Origin of the sequence: uncultured Mailhella sp. (assembly GCF_944324995.1) — a bacterium.
Taxonomy (GTDB): Bacteria; Desulfobacterota; Desulfovibrionia; order Desulfovibrionales; family Desulfovibrionaceae; genus Mailhella.
In genome coordinates, this window is sequence record NZ_CALUYL010000020.1 from 1 (window position 1) to 19,637 (window position 19,637).

General features: G+C 58.7%; 25 protein-coding genes and 2 tRNA genes. 2 read left to right on the forward strand and 25 right to left on the reverse strand.

Features of this window, described 5'->3' with window-relative positions:
- Window positions 1-220: 220 nt before the first annotated feature.
- The 4 genes from Q0K02_RS08750 to hflK are packed head-to-tail and all read right to left on the reverse strand — an operon-like array spanning window position 221 to window position 3,536.
- Window positions 221-799, reverse strand: coding sequence for a flavin reductase family protein (locus Q0K02_RS08750; RefSeq protein ID WP_294487540.1), 579 nt, complete (start codon window positions 797-799; stop codon window positions 221-223).
- A gap of 15 nt (window positions 800-814) precedes the next feature.
- Window positions 815-1,504 (reverse strand): LexA family transcriptional regulator, encoded by a 690-nt coding sequence (locus Q0K02_RS08755; RefSeq protein WP_294487542.1) that lies wholly within the window; start codon window positions 1,502-1,504, stop codon window positions 815-817.
- Between the two features lie 11 nt (window positions 1,505-1,515).
- Window positions 1,516-2,367: a protease modulator HflC gene (gene hflC / locus Q0K02_RS08760; protein ID WP_294487545.1), complete on the reverse strand. Its 852-nt coding sequence runs from the start codon at window positions 2,365-2,367 to the stop codon at window positions 1,516-1,518.
- Window positions 2,364-3,536, reverse strand: coding sequence for an FtsH protease activity modulator HflK (gene hflK, locus Q0K02_RS08765; protein ID WP_294487548.1), 1,173 nt, complete (start codon window positions 3,534-3,536; stop codon window positions 2,364-2,366). The genes hflC and hflK overlap by 4 nt, the downstream gene beginning before the upstream one ends.
- A gap of 190 nt (window positions 3,537-3,726) precedes the next feature.
- On the opposite strand from hflK, the gene Q0K02_RS08770 reads away from it, so the two are divergent.
- Both Q0K02_RS08770 and Q0K02_RS08775 read left to right on the forward strand, forming a co-directional pair.
- A tRNA-Arg gene (locus Q0K02_RS08770) sits at window positions 3,727-3,803 on the forward strand.
- A gap of 109 nt (window positions 3,804-3,912) precedes the next feature.
- Window positions 3,913-3,989: transfer RNA gene (locus Q0K02_RS08775), tRNA-Arg, on the forward strand.
- A 229-nt stretch (window positions 3,990-4,218) separates the two neighbouring features.
- On the opposite strand, the gene Q0K02_RS08780 is transcribed toward Q0K02_RS08775, so the two are convergent.
- The 21 genes from Q0K02_RS08780 to rplE all read right to left on the reverse strand — a co-directional run bounded on the left by Q0K02_RS08780 (window position 4,219) and on the right by rplE (window position 19,635).
- Window positions 4,219-5,013 (reverse strand): ABC transporter ATP-binding protein, encoded by a 795-nt coding sequence (locus tag Q0K02_RS08780; protein WP_294487550.1) that lies wholly within the window; start codon window positions 5,011-5,013, stop codon window positions 4,219-4,221.
- Between the two features lie 24 nt (window positions 5,014-5,037).
- Window positions 5,038-5,796 carry an ABC transporter permease gene (locus Q0K02_RS08785; RefSeq protein ID WP_294487553.1) on the reverse strand — a complete coding sequence of 253 codons (759 nt, stop codon included), beginning with the start codon at window positions 5,794-5,796 and terminating at the stop codon, window positions 5,038-5,040.
- Between the two features lie 107 nt (window positions 5,797-5,903).
- The gene (locus Q0K02_RS08790) at window positions 5,904-7,268 is read right to left on the reverse strand and encodes a CmpA/NrtA family ABC transporter substrate-binding protein (RefSeq protein ID WP_294487558.1); all 1,365 of its coding nucleotides are present in this window, start codon (window positions 7,266-7,268) and stop codon (window positions 5,904-5,906) included.
- Window positions 7,269-7,316: 48 nt separating this feature from the next.
- Window positions 7,317-7,757 (reverse strand): cyanase, encoded by a 441-nt coding sequence (gene cynS / locus Q0K02_RS08795; protein WP_294487561.1) that lies wholly within the window; start codon window positions 7,755-7,757, stop codon window positions 7,317-7,319.
- 440 nt (window positions 7,758-8,197) lie between these two features.
- A complete protein-coding gene (locus tag Q0K02_RS08800) occupies window positions 8,198-9,901 on the reverse strand; it encodes a glucoamylase family protein (protein ID WP_294487564.1) in 1,704 nt (567 codons plus the stop codon).
- A gap of 1,154 nt (window positions 9,902-11,055) precedes the next feature.
- On the reverse strand, window positions 11,056-11,445 hold the full coding sequence (gene rplQ / locus Q0K02_RS08805; RefSeq protein WP_294487566.1) for a 50S ribosomal protein L17: 390 nt from the start codon (window positions 11,443-11,445) through the stop codon (window positions 11,056-11,058).
- Window positions 11,435-12,478, reverse strand: a complete 1,044-nt coding sequence (locus Q0K02_RS08810) for a DNA-directed RNA polymerase subunit alpha (RefSeq protein WP_294487569.1) — start codon at window positions 12,476-12,478, stop codon at window positions 11,435-11,437. The genes rplQ and Q0K02_RS08810 overlap by 11 nt, the downstream gene beginning before the upstream one ends.
- Window positions 12,479-12,490: 12 nt before the next feature.
- On the reverse strand, window positions 12,491-13,117 hold the full coding sequence (gene rpsD / locus Q0K02_RS08815) for a 30S ribosomal protein S4 (RefSeq protein ID WP_294487570.1): 627 nt from the start codon (window positions 13,115-13,117) through the stop codon (window positions 12,491-12,493).
- Between the two features lie 26 nt (window positions 13,118-13,143).
- Window positions 13,144-13,533: a 30S ribosomal protein S11 gene (gene rpsK / locus Q0K02_RS08820; RefSeq protein ID WP_294487576.1), complete on the reverse strand. Its 390-nt coding sequence runs from the start codon at window positions 13,531-13,533 to the stop codon at window positions 13,144-13,146.
- A 65-nt stretch (window positions 13,534-13,598) separates the two neighbouring features.
- Window positions 13,599-13,967 carry a 30S ribosomal protein S13 gene (rpsM, locus tag Q0K02_RS08825; RefSeq protein WP_077071437.1) on the reverse strand — a complete coding sequence of 123 codons (369 nt, stop codon included), beginning with the start codon at window positions 13,965-13,967 and terminating at the stop codon, window positions 13,599-13,601.
- 18 nt (window positions 13,968-13,985) lie between these two features.
- Window positions 13,986-14,099 carry a 50S ribosomal protein L36 gene (gene rpmJ / locus Q0K02_RS08830; RefSeq protein ID WP_005027799.1) on the reverse strand — a complete coding sequence of 38 codons (114 nt, stop codon included), beginning with the start codon at window positions 14,097-14,099 and terminating at the stop codon, window positions 13,986-13,988.
- Between the two features lie 115 nt (window positions 14,100-14,214).
- Window positions 14,215-15,015 (reverse strand): type I methionyl aminopeptidase, encoded by an 801-nt coding sequence (gene map, locus Q0K02_RS08835; RefSeq protein ID WP_294487644.1) that lies wholly within the window; start codon window positions 15,013-15,015, stop codon window positions 14,215-14,217.
- A 2-nt stretch (window positions 15,016-15,017) separates the two neighbouring features.
- Window positions 15,018-16,298 (reverse strand): preprotein translocase subunit SecY, encoded by a 1,281-nt coding sequence (gene secY, locus Q0K02_RS08840; protein ID WP_294487766.1) that lies wholly within the window; start codon window positions 16,296-16,298, stop codon window positions 15,018-15,020.
- A gap of 24 nt (window positions 16,299-16,322) precedes the next feature.
- Window positions 16,323-16,799, reverse strand: coding sequence for a 50S ribosomal protein L15 (rplO, locus tag Q0K02_RS08845; protein WP_294487647.1), 477 nt, complete (start codon window positions 16,797-16,799; stop codon window positions 16,323-16,325).
- Window positions 16,799-16,975 (reverse strand): 50S ribosomal protein L30, encoded by a 177-nt coding sequence (gene rpmD, locus Q0K02_RS08850; RefSeq protein WP_294446867.1) that lies wholly within the window; start codon window positions 16,973-16,975, stop codon window positions 16,799-16,801. Before rpmD ends, rplO begins: the two co-directional genes overlap by 1 nt.
- Window positions 16,976-16,994: 19 nt before the next feature.
- Complete coding sequence (gene rpsE / locus Q0K02_RS08855; RefSeq protein WP_294446866.1) at window positions 16,995-17,501, reverse strand: 30S ribosomal protein S5; 507 nt, start codon at window positions 17,499-17,501, stop codon at window positions 16,995-16,997.
- Window positions 17,502-17,533: 32 nt separating this feature from the next.
- Window positions 17,534-17,893 carry a 50S ribosomal protein L18 gene (rplR, locus tag Q0K02_RS08860; protein ID WP_294446865.1) on the reverse strand — a complete coding sequence of 120 codons (360 nt, stop codon included), beginning with the start codon at window positions 17,891-17,893 and terminating at the stop codon, window positions 17,534-17,536.
- Between the two features lie 11 nt (window positions 17,894-17,904).
- Entirely contained in the window at window positions 17,905-18,447 is a 543-nt protein-coding gene (gene rplF, locus Q0K02_RS08865) for a 50S ribosomal protein L6 (RefSeq protein WP_294487650.1), read from the reverse strand.
- 44 nt (window positions 18,448-18,491) lie between these two features.
- A complete protein-coding gene (gene rpsH, locus Q0K02_RS08870; protein WP_077071444.1) occupies window positions 18,492-18,872 on the reverse strand; it encodes a 30S ribosomal protein S8 in 381 nt (126 codons plus the stop codon).
- Between the two features lie 27 nt (window positions 18,873-18,899).
- Window positions 18,900-19,085 carry a type Z 30S ribosomal protein S14 gene (locus Q0K02_RS08875; RefSeq protein WP_077071445.1) on the reverse strand — a complete coding sequence of 62 codons (186 nt, stop codon included), beginning with the start codon at window positions 19,083-19,085 and terminating at the stop codon, window positions 18,900-18,902.
- A 10-nt stretch (window positions 19,086-19,095) separates the two neighbouring features.
- Window positions 19,096-19,635 carry a 50S ribosomal protein L5 gene (gene rplE / locus Q0K02_RS08880; RefSeq protein ID WP_294446857.1) on the reverse strand — a complete coding sequence of 180 codons (540 nt, stop codon included), beginning with the start codon at window positions 19,633-19,635 and terminating at the stop codon, window positions 19,096-19,098.
- Window positions 19,636-19,637 lie beyond the last annotated feature (2 nt).

Genomic DNA, 19,637 nt, shown 5'->3' on the forward strand with positions numbered 1-19,637 from the left:
TTTTTTCAGGCGGCGCTTTCGGCGGGGCGCTCGTTTGAGCCGCTGTGCCTCAGCGCGTTTTCGAGTTATGCCCATTTCGCCCCGACTTGTCAAACACTTTTTTGCGATTTTTTCATTCTTTTTGCATTTTCCTTCGTAACATATTGAGAATACAGCATAAAAAAAATGAGGCAAAGATCACTCTCCGCCCCATTTTTTGACCTTTTCCCGGCGTTTTCCGTCAGGAAGAGCGTTTCACCGTCTTTCCCACGGCAAACGCGCGGGCCACAAATTCGCCCGTGCCGTAATACTCCTTGGTCAGCGGAGCAAAGGAAAGCGCGTCGATGCGGGATGCATCGGGCAGGCCCTCGGGCGTCAGACAATCCCTGTTCACCTTCACGTCCATGATCTCGCCCACGAACTGGATATGGGAACCGAGTTCCAGCGTATGGCGGAGAAGCAGCTCCAGCACCACGGGACATTCCGCCACAAACGGGGCGTCCACATGATCGCCCGGCACCGGCGTGAGCCCGAGCGTCTGAAACTTGTTTTCCTGACTGCCGGACACCAGTCCGGCGAAATCCGCCTGTCCCGCCATTCCCCTCGCGGGAATGCTCACCGTAAACGCCTTTTTCTGCTGCAGCGCGCGGCAGGTCCACGTGGAGCGGCGAAGAGAAACCGAAAGACACGGGGGCTGCGAACAGCATACGCCTCCCCATGTCGCCGTCATGATATTGGGTCGCCCCTCAACATCGTAGGTTCCCACCAGCATGACGGGAGCCGGAGAAAGGAAGGCCTGCGGCCCGAGAGAAATCAACATGAAACGCCTCAACCATTAAAGGGGCTGGAAGGCCCAGACGGCTCTTCCATAATAAAGGTTCGGCCAGTCTTCTTTCGACACCAGCCTTGTTTTCTTGCCTTCCTCGCCGCATTCGGCGCGAAGTTCATAGCCCTTGGGCGTGATGCACAGGCGGCGGAACTGCAGTCCGCTGCCGCCGAGCACCGCCACCAGCGCGCCGTTTTCCGCTTCGACTTCCCGTGCAACGGCCACGAGCGCGCCTGCATTGAGCGCCGGAGCCATGCAGGTCTCCAGCACCCGGAAGATTTCCACGCCCCGCCTGGTGAACTCCAGAGGAAAAATCTGACGATCCACCACGGGAAAGACGCCGTCGGCGGAACGCACGGTGCCGTACACGGGCAGTTCCCCCGGACGCGTCCTTTCCAGCGGCGGGGGGGGAGGCTGTCGGAATCCCGACGCACCCTCCTCCCTCGCCGGATACTCCTGACGCGCGGAACTCATGAACACCGGCGGCTCGCCGAAGCGAAGCCAGTCCATCCGGACATGGAACAGGTCAGAAACCCTGACGCACCACGACAACGGAATAATCCCCCTCTTTTTGGCTTCCGAAATGCTTCCCTGCTGCAGATTGAGCAGTTCGGCAAGTTCCGCCTGCGTCCTTTTCCCGGACACAAAGAGCATGCGGGCGTACACCGCGTCGAACTGATCCATATCCAGTCGTTCCATGCTTCCCCCGGCTACTTGATGGGCTGAAGCAGAGGACTGTCGGGCGTGAGAACCATGCGGGTGTTTTCTCCAAGAGACTTGCGGAGCGCTTCCAGACCGCGCTGGAAGGAATAGAATTCCGGAGAACGCGAGAAGGCTTCGGCGTAGATGCGGGCCGCCTCGGCGTCGCCCTGACCGCGGAGCACCTGCGCCTTCTTGTTGGCCTCGGCCAGAATGACGGCGCGTTCCTTGTCGGCGCCGGAGCGGATCTTGGTGGATTCCTCCGCGCCTTCCGAACGGTACTGCGTGGCCTGACGTTCGCGTTCCGCGCGCATGCGGTCGAAAATGGCGCGCTGGTTTTCGGCGGGCAGGTCGGTGCGCTTGATGCGCACGTCCACGATCTCGATGCCGAATTCCTTCATCTGCTGCGAAGCCTTTTCCGTCACCGACTCCATGATGGACGTGCGTTCGTCGGCCACGACCTGCGTGAGCGTGTGGCGGCCGATGTGCGCGCGTATCTGCGAATAGATGACCGCGTCGAGACGGGCCTGCGCGTTGTGTTCCGTGCGCATGGTGCGGTAGAAGCGCAGCGGATCGACGATTTTCCAGCGGGCGTAGTTGTCGAGCACGATGGATTTCAGATCGCTCGTGAGCGCTTCGGCCGGACGGGCGTCATAGTCCAGAATGCGGGCCTCGAAGTACACCACCTTCTGCACGAAGGGAAGCTTGACGTGCAGGCCGGGACCATACACCTTGTCCAGCGGATGACCGAGCTGGATGACCAGCGCCTGCTGCGTCTGATTCACGATGAACAGGCTCTGCTGCACCCCCAGGAGCACGATCATAAAAACAATCAGAAAAAAGAAGGGCTTCACGGCTTTCATTTCTGCGCACCTCCCTTTGCCGCATCGCCGCCTTTCCAGCCGTCGAGCGGAAGCAGGGGAAGCACATGGCTGCCGGTGTCGGACGGAAGCACCAGCTTTTCCATGCCGGGCTTGCTCAGTATGTCTTCAAAGGTTTCGTAGAGCATGCGTTTTTTCGTCACGTCCTCGGCCTTTTCGTATTCGGCGAGCACGGAAAGGAAGCGCTGCGCCTCGCCTTCGGCCTCGCGCACGCGCGTTTCCTTGTAGGCTTCGGCCTTGTTGATCATTTCCTGGGCCTGGCCCTGCGCCTTGGGCAGAATGTCGCGGCGGTAGGCTTCGGCCTCGTTGATGCTGCGCTGCTTGTCTTCGCGGGCGCTCGCCACATCCTTGAAGGAATCGCTCACTTCTCTGGGCGGCTGCACGTCCTGCATCTGCACGGCCACCACCTGCACGCCCACCTGATAGCGGTCAAGAATGCGCTGCAGAAGATCGGCCACGTCGTTCTGAATCTGCACTCGTCCGTCGGTGAGCGCGGAATCGAGCGTGGTCTTGCCGATGACCTCGCGCATGGACGCCTCGGCCGCGCGCTTGACCACCTGATCGGGCTGAATCACGTTGAACAGGTAATCCACCGCGCCGTCGGGCTTGATCTGATACTGAATGTTGAACTGCACGTTGATGATGTTCTCATCGCCCGTGAGCATGGCCGATTCCTCGTTGACCGCCTGCACGCGTCCCTGCTGGAACACGCCGCCCACGGACTGGGCGCGATAGCCCACGGCCGTCTGACGCACCTGCGAAACCTTGGGCTTGTACACGGTTTCTATGGGGTACGGCAGATGAATGTGCGGTCCGGGATTTTCGGTGCGCACGTACTTGCCGAAGCGAAGCACCACGCCGGATTCGTCGGGCTGAACGATATAGATGCCGGAAAGCATCCAGACCACCAGCGCGCCAAGAATCCACCAGCGCATTTTCGGCAGACCGTCGATCTGCGGAGCCTTGGGCCATGAAAACGAAGGACGTCCGCCCTTGGGAGAACCGCCGCCCTGCCTGTTCCGGTTGTCGTCTTTCCGGGAATCGTCGCGATCATCGTCGCCCTTTCCCCAGTTGCCCCTGCCCGCGGAACCCCAGCCGTTTTTCTGCTGTTGTTGCCGCTTTTCCTGTAGTTTATCCCAGTCCCAGTTCATAATGAGAGTAAATTATGACACGTTCTTTCCATGGTCAAGGCGCAAGGCAGGATTACGGCGCAAGGCTTTTGGGAAAAACGACGCCGCCGGACGCCGAAGGCGATTCCGGCTCCTCTGACGAAAAAAATGCGCGCATGAGAAAAAAACGCTTGACGACCACCAGCCTTTTGCCTATGTTGGCGGTTGTCGGGCGCTCGTGGCTCAGCTGGATAGAGCAACAGGCTACGAACCTGTGGGTCGGGAGTTCGAATCTCTCCGGGCGCACCACACCATGACAGTCGGAAGGCTTGCCGCAAAAGGCAAGCCTTTTTCTTCGGAAAAGGCAAAAAAATGCTTGACGTTTTTCCGAAGCGCGACTAATGTCCATTTTCACCAAGCGCTCGTAGCTCAGCTGGATAGAGCAACAGGCTACGAACCTGTAGGTCGGGAGTTCGAATCCCTCCGGGCGCACCATTCGAGAGCAAAGGCTTATGAGAATATCTCATAAGCCTTTTTTCTTATGCTTTTTCAGCATTTCCGGGAGCTTTCCGCTTCCGCGCGCTTCCAAGCTTCTTCCCTGCCGGGTTCTCCGGCGAGGCCTTTTTCCTCCCTCTCCCCCCCCAAAAAAAGCGCACCGACGGCGCGCCTCAAAAACGCACGCCGTCGGCGCACCATGTCCGATTCCGGGAATCCCGCCTCAAAGCTACGCGGCCTGCGACGCCCCCTTCTCACTGAGAAACTGAATGATCCGGTTGCGCAGCTTGTAGTAGTCGGGATGCTCGATGATGGACGCCCTGGTTCGCGGCCGCGGAATCTCGATGGGAACCACCTCCCTGATTGCCGCGAACGGCCCGGCGCTCATGAGCAGAATGCGGTCCGAAAGCAGTATGGCTTCGTCCACGTCGTGCGTCACCATGAATATGGTCACGCCCGTATCGTTCCACATGCGTATGAGCTCATCCTGAATGGTTCCGCGCGTCAAGGCGTCGATCTGGGCAAAGGGCTCGTCCAGCAGCATCATGGGAGGCTGCACGGCAAAAGCCCGGGCAAGGCCGCAGCGCTGCTTCATGCCGCCGGAGAGCGCCGAAGGATACTTGCCCTCCGCGCCCTTCAGATTGACGAGCTCCAGATAATGCGACACGCGTTCGTGAATCTTGCTGCGGCTCCAGTGCGGATACGCGGCCTGCACGGCAAGGCGCACGTTCTGATACACGGTCATCCACGGCATGAGCGCAAAGTTCTGGAACACCACCATGCGGTCGAGTCCGGGGCTGCTCACCTCCCTGCCCTTCAGAAGAATGACGCCTTCATCGGCGTGGTCGATGCCGGCAATGATGTTGAGCAGGGTGGACTTGCCGCAGCCGGAATGCCCGATGACGGAAACGAATTCCCCTTCCCGTATCTGCAGGGAAATGTCGCGAAACACGCAGTAGGGTTCTTTCATGCCGGGAACGTTGTACGTCTTGCTTACCCGGTCCACTTCAAGAAGAGGTGTCATGATGCCTCCTTCGACGGTAAGAAATCAGTCCGTGTAGGCCAGGCGTCTGGCGAGCCTGGTGAACAGCCAGTCCACGATCACGCCGACGACGCCGATGGTGAGAATGGCGAAAATGACGCTCGGCAGAGACAGGTTGTTCCATTCGTTCCACACGAAATAGCCCAGTCCCAGGGAGCCGAGCAGAGCCTCGGCGGGAATGAGCGCGACCCACGCGCTGCCCATGGATATCTTCAATCCGGCAACGATGGCGGGACCGGCCGCGGGAAGAATGACCTTGAAGAACTTTTCCGAGGGCCGCATCTGCAGGATGGACGCCACGTTGAGATATTCCTTGCGTATATTGCCCACGCCGAAGGCCGTGTTGGCCAGCGTAGGCCACAAGCTGGCCATGAAAATGACGAAAAAGGCCGTCATTTCGCTGTCTCTGACGGAATACAGAAGCAGCGGCATCCACGCGATGGGCGAAATGGAGCGCAGAATCTGAATGTACGGATTGGCGGCGGCAAACAGGGTCTGACTGCGGCCGAGAATCACGCCCAGAATGACGGCCACCACGCTTGCCAGCACAAAGCCCGAAATCAGACGCAGGAGACTGTAGCCCACAAGAATGGCTATTCCCTTGTCGTTGGGGCCCGCGTCGTAGAAAGGATCACTGAGAAACTCCAGAGACACCGTCGCCACCTCGCCGGGAGTGGGCATTTCCGAGCCCTGAGCCAGAAGCTGCCACAGCGCAAGGAAAACGACGGCAAGCAGCAGACAGAGAAAAAGGGATTTACTGTTCATGAGCGTACCCGAAAAAAGATGCGGGACAGAAGCCGGCATGACGATCATTCCGGCCTCTGTCCCCGTGCTTTGGACAACGGCCTCTCGTCGGCCGTCGGGAAAACAGACTATGCCTTTCTGATGGCAAAGCTCTTGATGTACTCTTCCGGTTTGTCGGGATCAAACTCCTTGCCCATGACGACGTGCTTCTTGTACGCCGAGGTCGGGGGCGTGAATCCCATTTCCTTCATGACCGAAGCGCAGTCCGCGGCAAGGAAGACCTGTTCGGCTATGCCGCGATAATCCACGTCGCCCTTGAGGTAGCCCCAGCGCTTGAGCTGGCTGAGAATCCACACGGCCATGGAATCCCACGGGAAGGGATCGAAATTGATGCGCTCGGGCACGTGACACATGTTGCCGAGACCGTCGGGGAACTCGCCGGTAAGCACCTGTTCCACCACTTCCACGGGCTGGTTGAGATAGTTGCGGGGAGCGATGGCCTTGGCGATGTCCTTGCGGTTGGCCGGATCGGAACTGAACATGGTGGCGTCGATGATGGCGCGGAAAATGGCCTTGAAGGTATTGGGAGCCTCTTCCGCGAACTTCTTGGAAGAGGTGAAGGCGCAGCAGGGATGCCCGGGCCAGATGTCGCGGGTCAGCATGAAGATGAAACCGGCCTTCTCGTACACGGCACGCTGATTGAACGGGTCGGGCGACAGGAATCCGTCGATGTTGCCCGCCTTGAGGTTGGCCACCATTTCCGGCGGGGGCAGAATGCGGATCTGCACTTCCGTGTCGGGATTCACGCCGCCTTCGGCCAGATAGTAGCGGAGCAGCAGATTGTGCATGGAATAGTCGAAGGGAACGGCAAACACGAAGCCCTTCATGTCCTTGGCGGACTTCACGCCCTTGTGATCCATGCGCAGGGTAATGGCCTGTCCGTTGACGTTTTCCAGCGCGGGAGTGAGGAAAGGCATCTTGGGCGAGCCCAGGCCGAGCGACATGGCAATGGGCATGGGGGCGAGCATCTGGGTGTAGTCCGTCTGACCGGAAACCGCCCAGTCGCGTATCATGGCCCAGCCGGAAGCCTTGTAGGGCTGCGCTTCCGTAAGACCGTATTTCTTATAAAATCCCATGGGATGCGCCATCACAATGGGCGTGCCGCAGGTGAGCGGCATGAAGCCTATCTTCACATCCTTCTTTTCAATGGGGCCTATGGCGTCAAGAGCCATGGCCTTGGCGGCGTCCAGAGGAAAAATACTGCTGATGACGGCCATGGCCGAAGACGCGCCGAGCATTTTCATGAATGAGCGTCGACTGACGTCGTTGCCGCCGAATATCTTGCGTACCACGGAGGATTCCACGGCGCGCAGCATGGCGGATTCGCCGTCGACGGGGGACGAAGGGGACACGGCCGCATGGTCATGGGCCAGTCGAGTGGTGGAGCTGAACGGATCGGCCAGACTGGCCGGCCCTGTATGATGCTGAGACATGGCGATTTCCTTGAAGATAAAACATGATGAAAGGATTCCTGCCGACGATTACCACTTCTTGTAGGGAAGGAACTTGCCGTTCAGGGTCACCACCACGCGGTCGCCGTGGGGATTTTCTTCCTTCTGAATGTCCATGGTGAAGTCGATGGCGCTCATGATGCCGTCGCCGAACTTCTCATGAATGACTTCCTTGATGGTTCCGCCGTATACCTGCATGATTTCATAGAAGCGATAGATGAGCGGATCGGTGGGCACGATGGTGTCCGTTCCCTTCATGGGGCACTCCTGCAGGGCTTCCGCCACTTCCGCAGGAAGGCCCAGAATCTCCACGGCCTTTGCCGCCTGCTCCGCCGTCATGCTGTTCTGACCCAGCAGCGCGGAAGTAACCCATACCGGATGTCCGCCCACATGAGCGGCAATGGCTTCCCAGGAAAGATGTTTGCTGAGCTTGGCTTCCTTTATCATCTTGGTAGCTTGGCTGCGTTCCATGTGTATGCTCCTTTGCAATGACTGTTTGTCGCAAGTATTGCAAGAAGCATGCCAATAAAAATATAATGTTATTTCAGCGAGATATATTTTATTCCTGCTGTTTTTGCCTGGAGAAAGAACAAATACGTATCAAATAACGGTGATCATGTCACAAAACCGAAAAGAATCAGAGCAACAAACGGACTGCCCTGTTCCGCCGCCGGGCAACAGCCTGTCGCCTGCGGCGTCGGCACGGCGATCCCCGGCCATGCAGGAGGCAGCGCCTTCCGCCATGCCCGAACGTTGCCAGCCGTGCCGCATGAAGGCATCGCCCTGCTCCTGCCGAACGCACGTCAGGCGTCCCGCCCTGTTTACTGACGGACAAAAAAGCCGCCCCGGCCCGGAATCTCCGGACAGAGGCGGCGGAACGTTGCGCATGCGTGCCTGAGCCGCACGTCAGATCAGTTCATACGGATGGGCAGTCCTGCGGTCAGATCGCCGATGTGCATGATGAGCTGATACTTTTCCTGCGTGGCAGGCATGAACTGGGGAAATTCCAGCAGGTTGGGGCCCTTGCGCCCTTCACGGGTAAAGCGTTTGACGACCTTGCCGGAGGCGTCTTCCAGCGTGAAGAAGACCATGCCGTCCTTCTCGCAGCTGTAGGGCACGGTGTAAAGTCCGGTGTCGGGATGACGGCGCAGATCAAGAGCGTCCAGTTCGTAGCCGGATTCCGTCTTCTTCAGCGGCACCACCACCTGCGGGAAGCCGTTGACCGCGGGAAGCGGCTGCACGCCCATGCGGGCAAGTCCTTCCTGCACTTCGGGAATGTTCATGAACAGCGACCAGAGCAGACCGCTGCGGTAGTTTTCCACCATGCTCACGATGGGAAGCTGGTCGATGGCAAGATAGCTGTTGTCGAACCAGGCGTCCTTCAGGCTGAAGGCGTCGTAGGGACCGTAGGGGCCCCACATCTTGTCCTTGTAGTTGTCGTAAATGTTCCACAGCACGCGCATGGAATATTCCGGCGTGTACGGCATGGAGGAAAGCGCGGCCGTAGGAGCCACCGTGCCTATCTCGTTGTAGGCGGACTGGTAGCGATACCCGCCCTTCACGTCGCAGGCGGTCAGGCCCCAGAAGCCTTCGCTGAACTGATGCTCGGCCGGCGCGGATTCCAGCGCATAGGCGCGGTTCATGAGCGTGTGCGTGATGTTGCGCACCATGTAGCCGCGACGCACGTGTTCGTCGGCCATGCGGCGGGGATCCAGACCGATGAAGGAATAATGCGACAGGAACATGCAGCCGCCGTAGGCGTTGGCCGCCTCAATGGTGTAGCCGTTGCCGGTTTTCGGCTGATATTCCTCCGTGGAATACCAGAACTTGGCCGCCTCGCGGGAAATGGGATGCGTCGGCGAACCGAGCGCCAGCACATAGGCCACCATGGCTTCGTTGAACCCGGAAATCTTCATGCCCATGCCGAAATCGGCGGTGGGGCTCCAGTGCCAGTACAGGCCGTTGTTTTCCGACTTCGTGAACCAGTGCCAGTCCACGTCGTGCCACAGTTCGGTAATGCAGTCGCGCAGGGCCTTTTCCTGCTCCGTGTCCGCCGTAAAATAGGCGCGGGCAATGAGCAGTCCCTGCATCATGAAGGCCGTTTCCACCAGATCGGCACCGTTGTCCTGCTCGCCGAAGGAAATCGTCTTGCCCGTGCGGCCGTCCAGCCAGTGCGGGAAGGCGCCGTGCAGATTCTTTCTGTCCGTCTTGTCGCGCAGGAACGTGGCTATCTTAAGCACGCGATCCAGCGCGTCCTGATGGGAGATCCAGCCGCGTTCCGCAGCCACGACAATGGCCGCCACGCCGAAGCCCGAACCGCCGATGGTGGCCTGTCCGGTTTCCTTGTTGCGGCTGTCCTCATAGGCCAGACCGGATTCCGGGAACGTGTGATCCCATATGTAACGAAACGCGTCGTACTGCAGACGATCAAGGAGATGACGATCCTTGCGGAAGGAGTCGTCGGGCTGAAATTCGTTCAGCGCCGCCGTATTGGCCTGAACGGCTTCGGGCTGCGGTGCGGCGGCCTGCTTCTGCGCCTGTGCGGCAAACACGGAACAGGGAAAGAGCAGAACGGCAAGCGCCATAGCCAGAAAAACATGTTTTCTCAGATTCATAACCATCCACCGAGGTTGAAGGCATTTTTTCTGACGGCATTTCCCGGGGGAAACGCTTCAGGGAGCGCAAGGCTCCCGCGCCTATAAGTAGCCATAAACGTTCCGCTGCGCAAGCATCCAGGTCGCCGGATTGTCACGGAATTGCCGGGGAAAGCGCTTCCGGCGCACCGTCGGAAACGCGCAGACGCGCGCGCCTCAAATGGGAAGTCATCAAGGGCATGCAGACCTGTGACTCGAAAAGTAGCACGGAAAACGGTTTCGCCGCAATCGGCAGGACAGGCGCCCTGCCCGACGGTCCGTGTTGATCTTTGCAGACGGGGCTCACGCCGCGGCTCCGCCCCTGTTCCCTGACGGGAGCATGGCGCACGGAGGCAGAGGAGCTCCCTGCCCCTGATTCTGGAATCCGACCCGAGCCGCACAAATATGGGACACACGCCGCAGGCAAAGACGCAGGCGCAGCAACCGCGAATGCCCCGGAATCATGGCTGATGATTCCAGAATCCGACCTGCTGCACACGAAGACAGTCAGGGCGAACGAAAATCGGAAGGCGCGAAAGCATAATGAGCTTGATCCACCAGTTCCCAAAGCAGTGACCAACGCGGACGGCGCGGCAGACTGAGGACGCCGAGCCGGTTCTGCGGGAGTGACAAAGCTCAAACACAGCGGGCCCGTAGCCACCGAGAGAGTGGAGGAAGAACACAAGAGAATGAAAGATCGGCGTCGGCGCATGCGCCAGAAATCTGCGAGACCGAGTCAACGTGCTGCCTCCGCGCTCCATTTGCCGGCGGCAAGGCCCCCGGTCATCAGGCAGGCATGCCCCTGCCGGGAGCCGCCGCCCCCCGGCGTTCCGAATTTTCACGCCGGACAGCGGGCGCCGGAAGGCACACCGACTCCGCAGCCATCCCGTCAACGGCTCCGATCCTTGCGAAGATTCCGCCGCGAGCGTGCGGCATCTGCCTCCGCGCTCCATTTGCAGGCTGCAAAGGAAAATCCCGGGCCTTCCCGACGCGACAACAGGGTGCATGACGTTTCCAGGAGCCGCCTGGGCCCAGCAACAAGCACGCATCCCAGCCGTTCCCCGCGTCCGAGGAGGCGATTAACAAAAAAAGGGAACCACACATGTGGTTCCCTCTATGCGCAATGCAGAAAACGCTTACGCCTGAGCTTCGGCAGGAGCGTCGGCAGCCTGCTTGGTCAGTTCGATGATGGCCATCGGGGCGCAGTCGCCGCGACGGGGCATGGCCAGCTTCACCACGCGGGTGTAGCCGCCGGGGATGCCGGCGAAGCGGGGAGCGATTTCGTCAAACAGCTTCTGCACGAGCTGATGGCTGCCCAGTTCGCGGTAAGCGAGGCGACGGGCGGCCACGTCGTTGCGACGAGCCAGAGTAATGAGAGATTCGACCACGCCGCGCAGCTCCTTGGCCTTGATCTCGGTGGTACGAATCCGGCCGTGCGTAAGCAGGGCCTTGGACATATTGCGAAGCAGAGCCTTGCGATGCGAAGGATTTCTGCTCAGTTTCTTACCAGAGTTGCTATGCCTCATGGTGCTGCTTCCTCTTCCATTCCTGGTATTTCTTATCGAAGGAGTCGACCTTCATGCCGAAGTCAAGACCCATGTCGAGAAGCACGTTCTTGATTTCGTCCAAGGACTTCTTGCCGAAGTTCTTGGTCTTGAGCATTTCGTTTTCGGAACGCTGCACCAGTTCGCCCACCAGCGCGATGTTGGCGCTGCGCAGGCAGTTGGTGGCGCGCACGGAAAGCTCAAGATCGTCGATGCTCTTGAAGAGATTTTCGTTGAATTCCCCGTTGTCGCAGGCGCCGAGACCGCTCTCGTCAGAAATGTGCTCGTCGAAGTTGATGAACACGGAAATCTGATCCTTGATGATCTTCGCGCTGTAGGCAATGGCGTCTTCAGGGGTCACGGAACCGTCCGTCCAGACTTCGAGGATCAACTTGTCGTAGTTGGTCATCTGGCCCACGCGGGCGGCTTCGATGGTATAGGCGACCTTGCGCACGGGAGAGAAGCTGGAATCAAGCTTGATGATGCCGATTTCGTCGGAGAGGCCTTCGTGCATGTCGGCGGGGACGTAGCCCTTGCCCATGCGGACCTCGAATTCAAGATTGAATTCCACGTCTTCGGTCAGCGTGGCAATGTGCAGTTCAGGGTTGAGCACGGTCACGTGCTGGTTGCCCTGAATGTCGCCGGCGGTCACCTCGCCCTTCTTGTTCACGTTGAGAGTGACCGTCTGAGGAACGTCTGTATCCATCGCGAGACGAACCTGCTTGATGTTCAGGATGATGTCCGTCACATCTTCAAGCACGCCGGGGATGGTGGTAAACTCATGCTGTACGCCCGCAATTTTGACGGACACAAACGCTGCGCCCTGAAGGGATGCCAAAAGCACTCTGCGCAACGCATTGCCGATGGTGGTGCCGTAACCGCGTTCCAGAGGTTCGCACACGAACTTGCCGTACATGGTATCGGCAGGGTCGTTCTCGCGGACGATCTGTTCGGGCTTGACGAGCACCGCCCAGTTGCGGGCGTTGATGAGCCTGTTGGCTTGTTTGCTGAGCATGGGAGTTCCTGCTTATTTCGAGTAAAGTTCGACGATAAGGGATTCTTCGATGGGAGTCTGAATATCGTCGCGCTGGGGAAGGGCCTTGATAACACCCTTGAAGGACGCGCCGTCAACTTCCACCCAGGCGGGGCAGCCGCGGCGGGCGAGCACGTCCTGAGCGGCGGCGATCACGGGGATGTTGCGGTTCTTTTCCGGAACGGCGATTTCGTCGCCCACGCGGACCTGCAGGGACGGAATGGTCACCTTGTGGCCGTTGAGGGTGAAGATGCCGTGACGGACCAGCTGACGGGCCTGGCTGCGGGAGTTGGCGAAGCCCATGCGGTACACGACGTTGTCGAGACGGCGTTCGAGGATGACGAGCAGGTTGGCGCCCGTCACGCCCTTGGCCATTTCGGCGTCTTCAAAGTAACCATGGAACTGCTTTTCCAGCACGCCGTAAATACGACGGACCTTCATCTTTTCACGCAGCTGCACAGCATATTCGCTGAGCTTCTTGCGGGCGCGGCCGTGCTGGCCGGGGGCGTAGGGGCGGCGGTCCTGAGCGCACTTGTCAGTGAAGCAACGGTCGCCCTTCAGAAACAGCTTGGTGCCTTCACGACGGCAAAGCCGGCATTTGGCGTCATTATATTTTGCCAAGGCTAGTTCTCCTTGTCTTCAAGGCGTTAGACGCGGCGCCGCTTGGGAGGACGGCAACCGTTGTGGGGAATGGGAGTCACGTCACGAATGAACGCAACCTTGAAACCGGCGGCGTTGATAGCGCGCAGAGCGGATTCACGGCCGGCGCCGGGACCCTTCACATACACACCCACAGTACGCATGCCATTGTCCTGAGCGCGACGGGCGGCGTTTTCAGCCGCAACCTGAGCCGCGAAAGGAGTGGACTTGCGGGAACCCTTGAATCCGCTCTGGCCGGCGGAGGACCAGCTCACGGTGTTGCCGCGAGTATCGGTGAAGGTAACGATAGTATTATTGAAAGAAGCCGCAATGTGGGCTATGCCCAGCGGAATGTTCTTCTTTTCCTTCTTTTTGACTGCACGTTTGGCTCTTGCCATCTTGCACTTCCTTGGAGCTATGGTGTCTCGATCAGCCGAAGATGGGCTGCATCAGATACAGCTTCCTACTTCTTTTTACCCACATTGCCACGACGCGGACCCTTGCGGGTACGAGCGTTCGTGTGAGTACGCTGACCATGGACGGGCAGACCACGGCGGTGGCGCAGGCCACGGTAGCAGCCAATATCCATCAGACGCTTGATATTCGAAGCCACTTCACGGCGGAGGTCGCCTTCCACCTTGTGGTTCGTTTCGATTTCCTTACGGACTTCGTTCACTTCATCGGCGCTCAGATCGTCGATGCTGCGGTTCCAGTCGACGCCGGAAGCAGCAAGGATTTCCAGGGCAGTAGCCCGGCCGATGCCATAAATATAGGTAAGTGCGATATCCGCTCTTTTACCACGGGGCAGTTCAATGCCTGCAATTCTGGCCACGTTAAGACTCCTGCAAGGTTAGCCCTGGCGCTGTTTATGCCGGGGGTTTTCGCAGATCACTCTCAAAACACCCTTGCGCCGGATAACCTTGCACTTAGGGCAGATTTTTTTGACGGACGGCCTGACTTTCATCGCTCACTCCGTTAGTTACTTTTAGATACACGATTGCGGCGAAAAATCGCCTGGAACCGTTTCTCTTATCTTGTTATCATCACCCTGTCAAGGACAGTGTTTCACGACGCGAAAATCACGGCCGGTAGTTCTCGGCCAGACTGAGTATTTCCGCTCCGTCCTGCCGGATGACCACCGTGTGTTCCCAATGGGCGGACAGACTCCGATCCTTCATCTTCGTCGTCCAGCCATCGGACATGATTTCCACCTCATGGGTGCCGATTGCCAACATGGGCTCGATGGCCAAAACCATGCCAGGTTTCAGCGGAGTTCCGCCCGGAACGCCGTCCACCATGCCGCCGCGTGGCACGAAGTTCGGCACTTCCGGCTTTTCGTGAAGGCTGGCGCCTATGCCATGCCCGACGAAATCACGGATCACATGGAGCCCTTCCATTTCGGCATGACGCTGCACCGCCGCCGAAATCGCATAGAGATTGTTGCCGGGATGCGCCTCGGCAATTCCGAGTTCGAGGCAGCGCTTCGTCACGTCGGAAAGATGCCTGGCTTCCTCCGACACCTCGCCGCAGAACGCGGTGCGGGCGGAGTCCCCGTTGAAACCTTTGTAATTCACGCCCATGTCAAAACTGACGATGTCCCCTTCCTTCAAAATGATGTCCTTTGAAGGAAAACCGTGAATGATGGTCTCGTTGACGGAACAGCACAGCGCAAAAGGATAGCCGCAGTAGTTGAGGAAGTTGGGCACAACGCCCATGTCGCGGCACATCTTGCGGGCCAGTTCGTCGAAAAATATGGTGGGAACGCCGGGACGCACGTTGGCCACCAGTTCGTCAAGAATGGTCGCCGTCATGCCGTTGGCCACGCGCATGAGTTCGATCTCATGCTCATTCTTGATAAAAATGCCCCGAAACTTTTTCATGCCTATCCCTTTCTTGCTTTGCTCATGAGGCCTTCATACTGCTGGGAGATGAGGTGGGATTCCACCTGGCTCATGAAGTCGATGGCCACGCCGACGAGAATCAGAAGACTGGTTCCGCCGAAGTAGAACGGCACGTTGAACTGAGCGATCAGCAGCATGGGCAGCACGGAGATGATGGAAATGTAGATGCCGCCCCACAAGGTAAGACGAGTAAGCACGTTGTCGATGTATTCGCGGGTCTTGTCGCCGGGACGAATGCCGGGCACGAACCCGCCTGCCTTCTTCAGGTTCTCCGCGATGTCCTTCGGATCGAAGATGATCGCGGTATAGAAGAAGCAGAAGAAGAAGATCAGCGCAATGAAGATGACGTTGTACACGATGGACGTGGGCTGAAACCACGACACCACGGTCTGCAGCCATTCGGCGGTGGAAAAGCCCGCCACGGTCGCCGGGAAGAGCAGAAGGCTCTGGGCGAAGATGGGGGGAATCACGCCGGCGGTGTTGATGCGCAGGGGCAGATGCGTGGTCTGTCCGCCGTACATCTTGCGGCCGATCTGACGCTTGGCGTACTGAATGGGTATTCTGCGCTGAGCGCGCTCAACGAACACAATGCCCACGGTGACGGCCAGCATCATGATGACAATGAAAATGGCGAACAGCACATTCATGTCGCCGGCCTTGATCAGCTGATAGGAGCGCATGAGCGCGCTCGGAATGCCGACCACGATACCGGAGAAGATGATGAGCGATATGCCGTTTCCAATGCCTTTGGCGGTAATCTGCTCGCCAAGCCACATGATGAGGATGGTACCTGCCGTCAGGGTGACGATGGTCACCAGACGGAATTCCCAGCCGGGATTCATGACGACGGGAGCATTTTCAGGGCTGACCATGCCTTCCAGAAGGGCGGCAATGCCGAAGCCCTGTATAAGGGTGATCGCGACAGTGAGATATCGCGTGTACTGCGTGATCTTGCGTCTGCCGGCCTGCCCTTCTTCCTTGGCCATGCGCTTGATGTCGGGGCTCACCACCTGCAGAAGCTGCAGAATGATGGACGCCGAAATGTAAGGCATGATGCCGAGGGCGAACACAGAAACGTTTCTGAGGCCGCCGCCGGAGAACATGTCGAGCAGAGCAAAGACCGAACCCTGCATACTGGCGAAAAAGTGAGACAGCGCGCCGGCATCAATGCCAGGCACCGGAACATGGACCCCCACCCTGTACATGCACAGGATGAAAAGGGTCCATGCCAGCTTTTTACGCAGCTCAGGCATTTGCGCCATTTTGTCCACGCCGTTCGCCACGTCTTATTCCTCGGAGGTAGCGGGTTCTTCAGCGTCGGCGAGAAGTTCCTTCACTTCGCCGCCGGCGGCAAGAATCTTGTCCTTGGCAGACTGGCTGAAGCGGAAGGCTTCAATGCTGACGGGGCGGGTCACTTCGCCTTCGCCCAGGATCTTCACGAGGGCGCTCTTGACGAGACCGCGGCTGTAGATGTCTTCCAGCGTGATTTCCTTCTGATCGGGGAAGGCCGCCAGCAGACGATCGAGGTTAATGACTTCGTAGGTCACCTTGAACAGATAGTTCTTGAAGCCACGCTTGGGCAGACGGCGCTGCAGGGGCATCTGACCGCCTTCAAAGCCGGGACGGACACCGCCGCCGGAACGGGCGTTCTGGCCCTTGTGGCCCTTGCCGGAAGTGCCGCCGAGGCCGGAACCGGCACCGCGGCCGACGCGCTTGCGGCTCTTGCGTTCTTCAGGGAAAGGATACAGATCGTTAAGTCTCATTATGCAATGACCTCAACCAGGTGGGACACGCTGGCGATCATGCCGCGGGTGGCGGCGTTATCCTTAAGGGTTTTTACCATCTCACGACGGCGCAGGCCCATGGCGTCCAGAACCTTCTTCTGGGCAGGGGTCGTGCCGATGCGGCTTTTGATGAGCTTCACCTTGATTTCAGACATGGTACTCTACCTTATGACCCTACTTGCGGGGGGCTTCCAGTTTCTTGCCGCGCACTTCGGAAACTTCCTCGGCGCTGCGCAGGGAGCTGAGTCCGGCGACGGCGGCGCGAAGAACGTTGTGCGGGTTGTTGGTACCGATAGCCTTGGCGAGCACGTCGGTGACACCGGCGGCTTCCATGACGGCGCGCACGGCGCCGCCGGCGATGATGCCGGTACCGCGGGAGGCGGGCTTCAGAAGCACGCGGCCAGCACCGAAGCGGCCGAGCACTTCATAAGGCAGAGTGCCTTCCACCAGGGGAACCCGAACCATGGACTTGCGGGCGCGTTCGGTAGCCTTGCGGAGGGCTTCAGGAACTTCCTGAGCCTTGCCGAGGCCGTAGCCCACATTGCCCTTGCCGTCGCCAACGACGATGAGGGCGCTGAAGCTGAAACGACGGCCACCCTTCACGACCTTGGCAACACGGTTCAGACTAACGATCTTTTCAATGTAGCCGGAATCCTGCTGCGTTTGCTGCTGCTGTTCCATATTTATCCTGCTCTTGTTGTCCTTGCGGACCACTAGAATTCGAGGCCGCCTTCACGGGCGCCTTCGGCCACAGCCTTCACGCGACCGTGATACAGATAGCCGTTACGATCGAAGACAACCTTGTGGATGTCCTTCTCCAGGGCCAGGCGGGCAATTTCCTTGCCCACGCGTTCTGCGCCGGCCTTGTTGCAGGAAGCCTTCTCGCCGCCCTTGGACAGGGCGAGGGTGGAGGTGGCTACCAGCGTGTTGCCGGAGGCATCATCCACAACCTGGGCGTAGATATGCAGGTTGGAACGGTACACAACCAGACGAGGTCTTTCGACCGTGCCGGAAATCTTCTTCCGGATATGCACCTTGCGGCGCTTCCGGCTTTCATTCTTAGAAAGAATCATGTCCGTTACCCCTATTTGCCCTTGCCGCCGGACTTGCCGGCCTTGCGACGGATGATTTCGTTTTCATACTTGATGCCCTTGCCCTTGTAGGGTTCGGGCTCGCGCACACGGCGGACGCGGGCGGCGAATTCGCCCACCAGTTCCTTGTCAATACCGGAAATGGTAAGCTTGGTGCCCTCCGCCTTGGCTTCCAGACCCTTGGGAAGCTCAAGCAGCACGGGGTGGGAGTAACCGACGGAAAGGTCAATGATGTTGCCCTTCACGGCCACCTTGAAGCCCACGCCGACGACTTCGAGAGTCTTGGAGAAACCCTTGCTCACGCCCTCCACGCAGTTGGCGATGAGGGTACGGCGCAGGCCGTGCTGAGCGTTGCTCTCGCGGGTGTCGTCCTTGCGGGTGATGGTAAGGTGACCATCGGCGATTTCGTAGTTCAGCAGGCTGCAAATCGGAGTCTGCAGGGTCCCCTTGGGGCCTTTCACTTCGACCATATCTTCACCCAACTTAACTTCCACGCCCTTGGGAAGTTCGATGGGCTGTTTACCTATTCTCGACATATGTTTTCTACCTTGGCTGAAGGTCAACGGCGGTTAAGCCGCGATCACCAGACTTCGCAAAGAAGTTCGCCGCCAGTCTTGTCCGCATGGGCGGTCATGCCGTCCAGAACGCCACGAGAGGTGGACAGAATGCAGATGCCAAGACCATTCTGAACGCGGGGAATCTGATGAGCGCCCACATAGACACGGCGACCAGGCTTGCTGATACGCTTGAGGCCCGTTATGGCCGGACGCCCCTTCACATACTTCAGCGCAATGGTGATGTTACGGTCATCGACGGTAACATCTTCCACATAGCCTTCCTGCTTGAGGATGGACGCCATGGCTTCCTTCATCTTCGAGCGCGGCACACTTACTTCCTTGTGAAGGGCCAGGTGTGCGTTGCGGATACGCGTAAGCATATCGGCAATGGGATCGGTCAACATGGTATATCTCCTGAAAGTTAGCCGGAATTACCAGCTGGATTTGCGGACGCCGGGCAGTTCGCCGTTCAGCGCCTTTTTGCGGAAGCAGATACGGCACAGGCCGAACTGACGCATGAAAGCATGGGGACGACCGCACACAGGGCAGCGATTGTAAGCGCGAACAGCAAACTTGGGCTTGCGGGCGGCTTTTACTTTAAGAGCAGTACGAGCCATTGCTCACTCCTTACTTGCGGAAAGGCATGCCGAGCTGTTCGAGCATCAGCTTGCTTTCCTTGTCCGTGGTTGCGGAGGTCACGATGGTGATGTTCATACCCACGGGGTTTTCCACACGGTCGGATTCCATTTCAGGGAAAATGGTGTGTTCCTTGATACCGAGGGTGAAGTTGCCACGACCATCGAAGCCACGATCCGGGATGCCGCGGAAGTCGCGGACGCGGGGCATGGCGAAGTTCATGAGTTTGTCAAGGAAGTCCCACATGGCGTCCTTGCGCAGGGTGACGCGCACGCCGATGGGCATGCCTTCACGCAGCTTGAACGCGGCAATGGACTTCTTGGCGCGGGTGACTACGGCCTTCTGACCGGCAATGGCGGTCAGATCGGCCACGCAGTCGTCGATCAGCTTCTGGTTCTGGTTGGCAGAACCAAGACCGATATTCAGGGAGATCTTCTCGATCCCAGGGATCTGCATAGGAGACTTGTAAGCGAACTCCTTCTGCAATGCCGGGACCACCTTCTCACGGTATATCGTTTCCAGACGGGTCATCG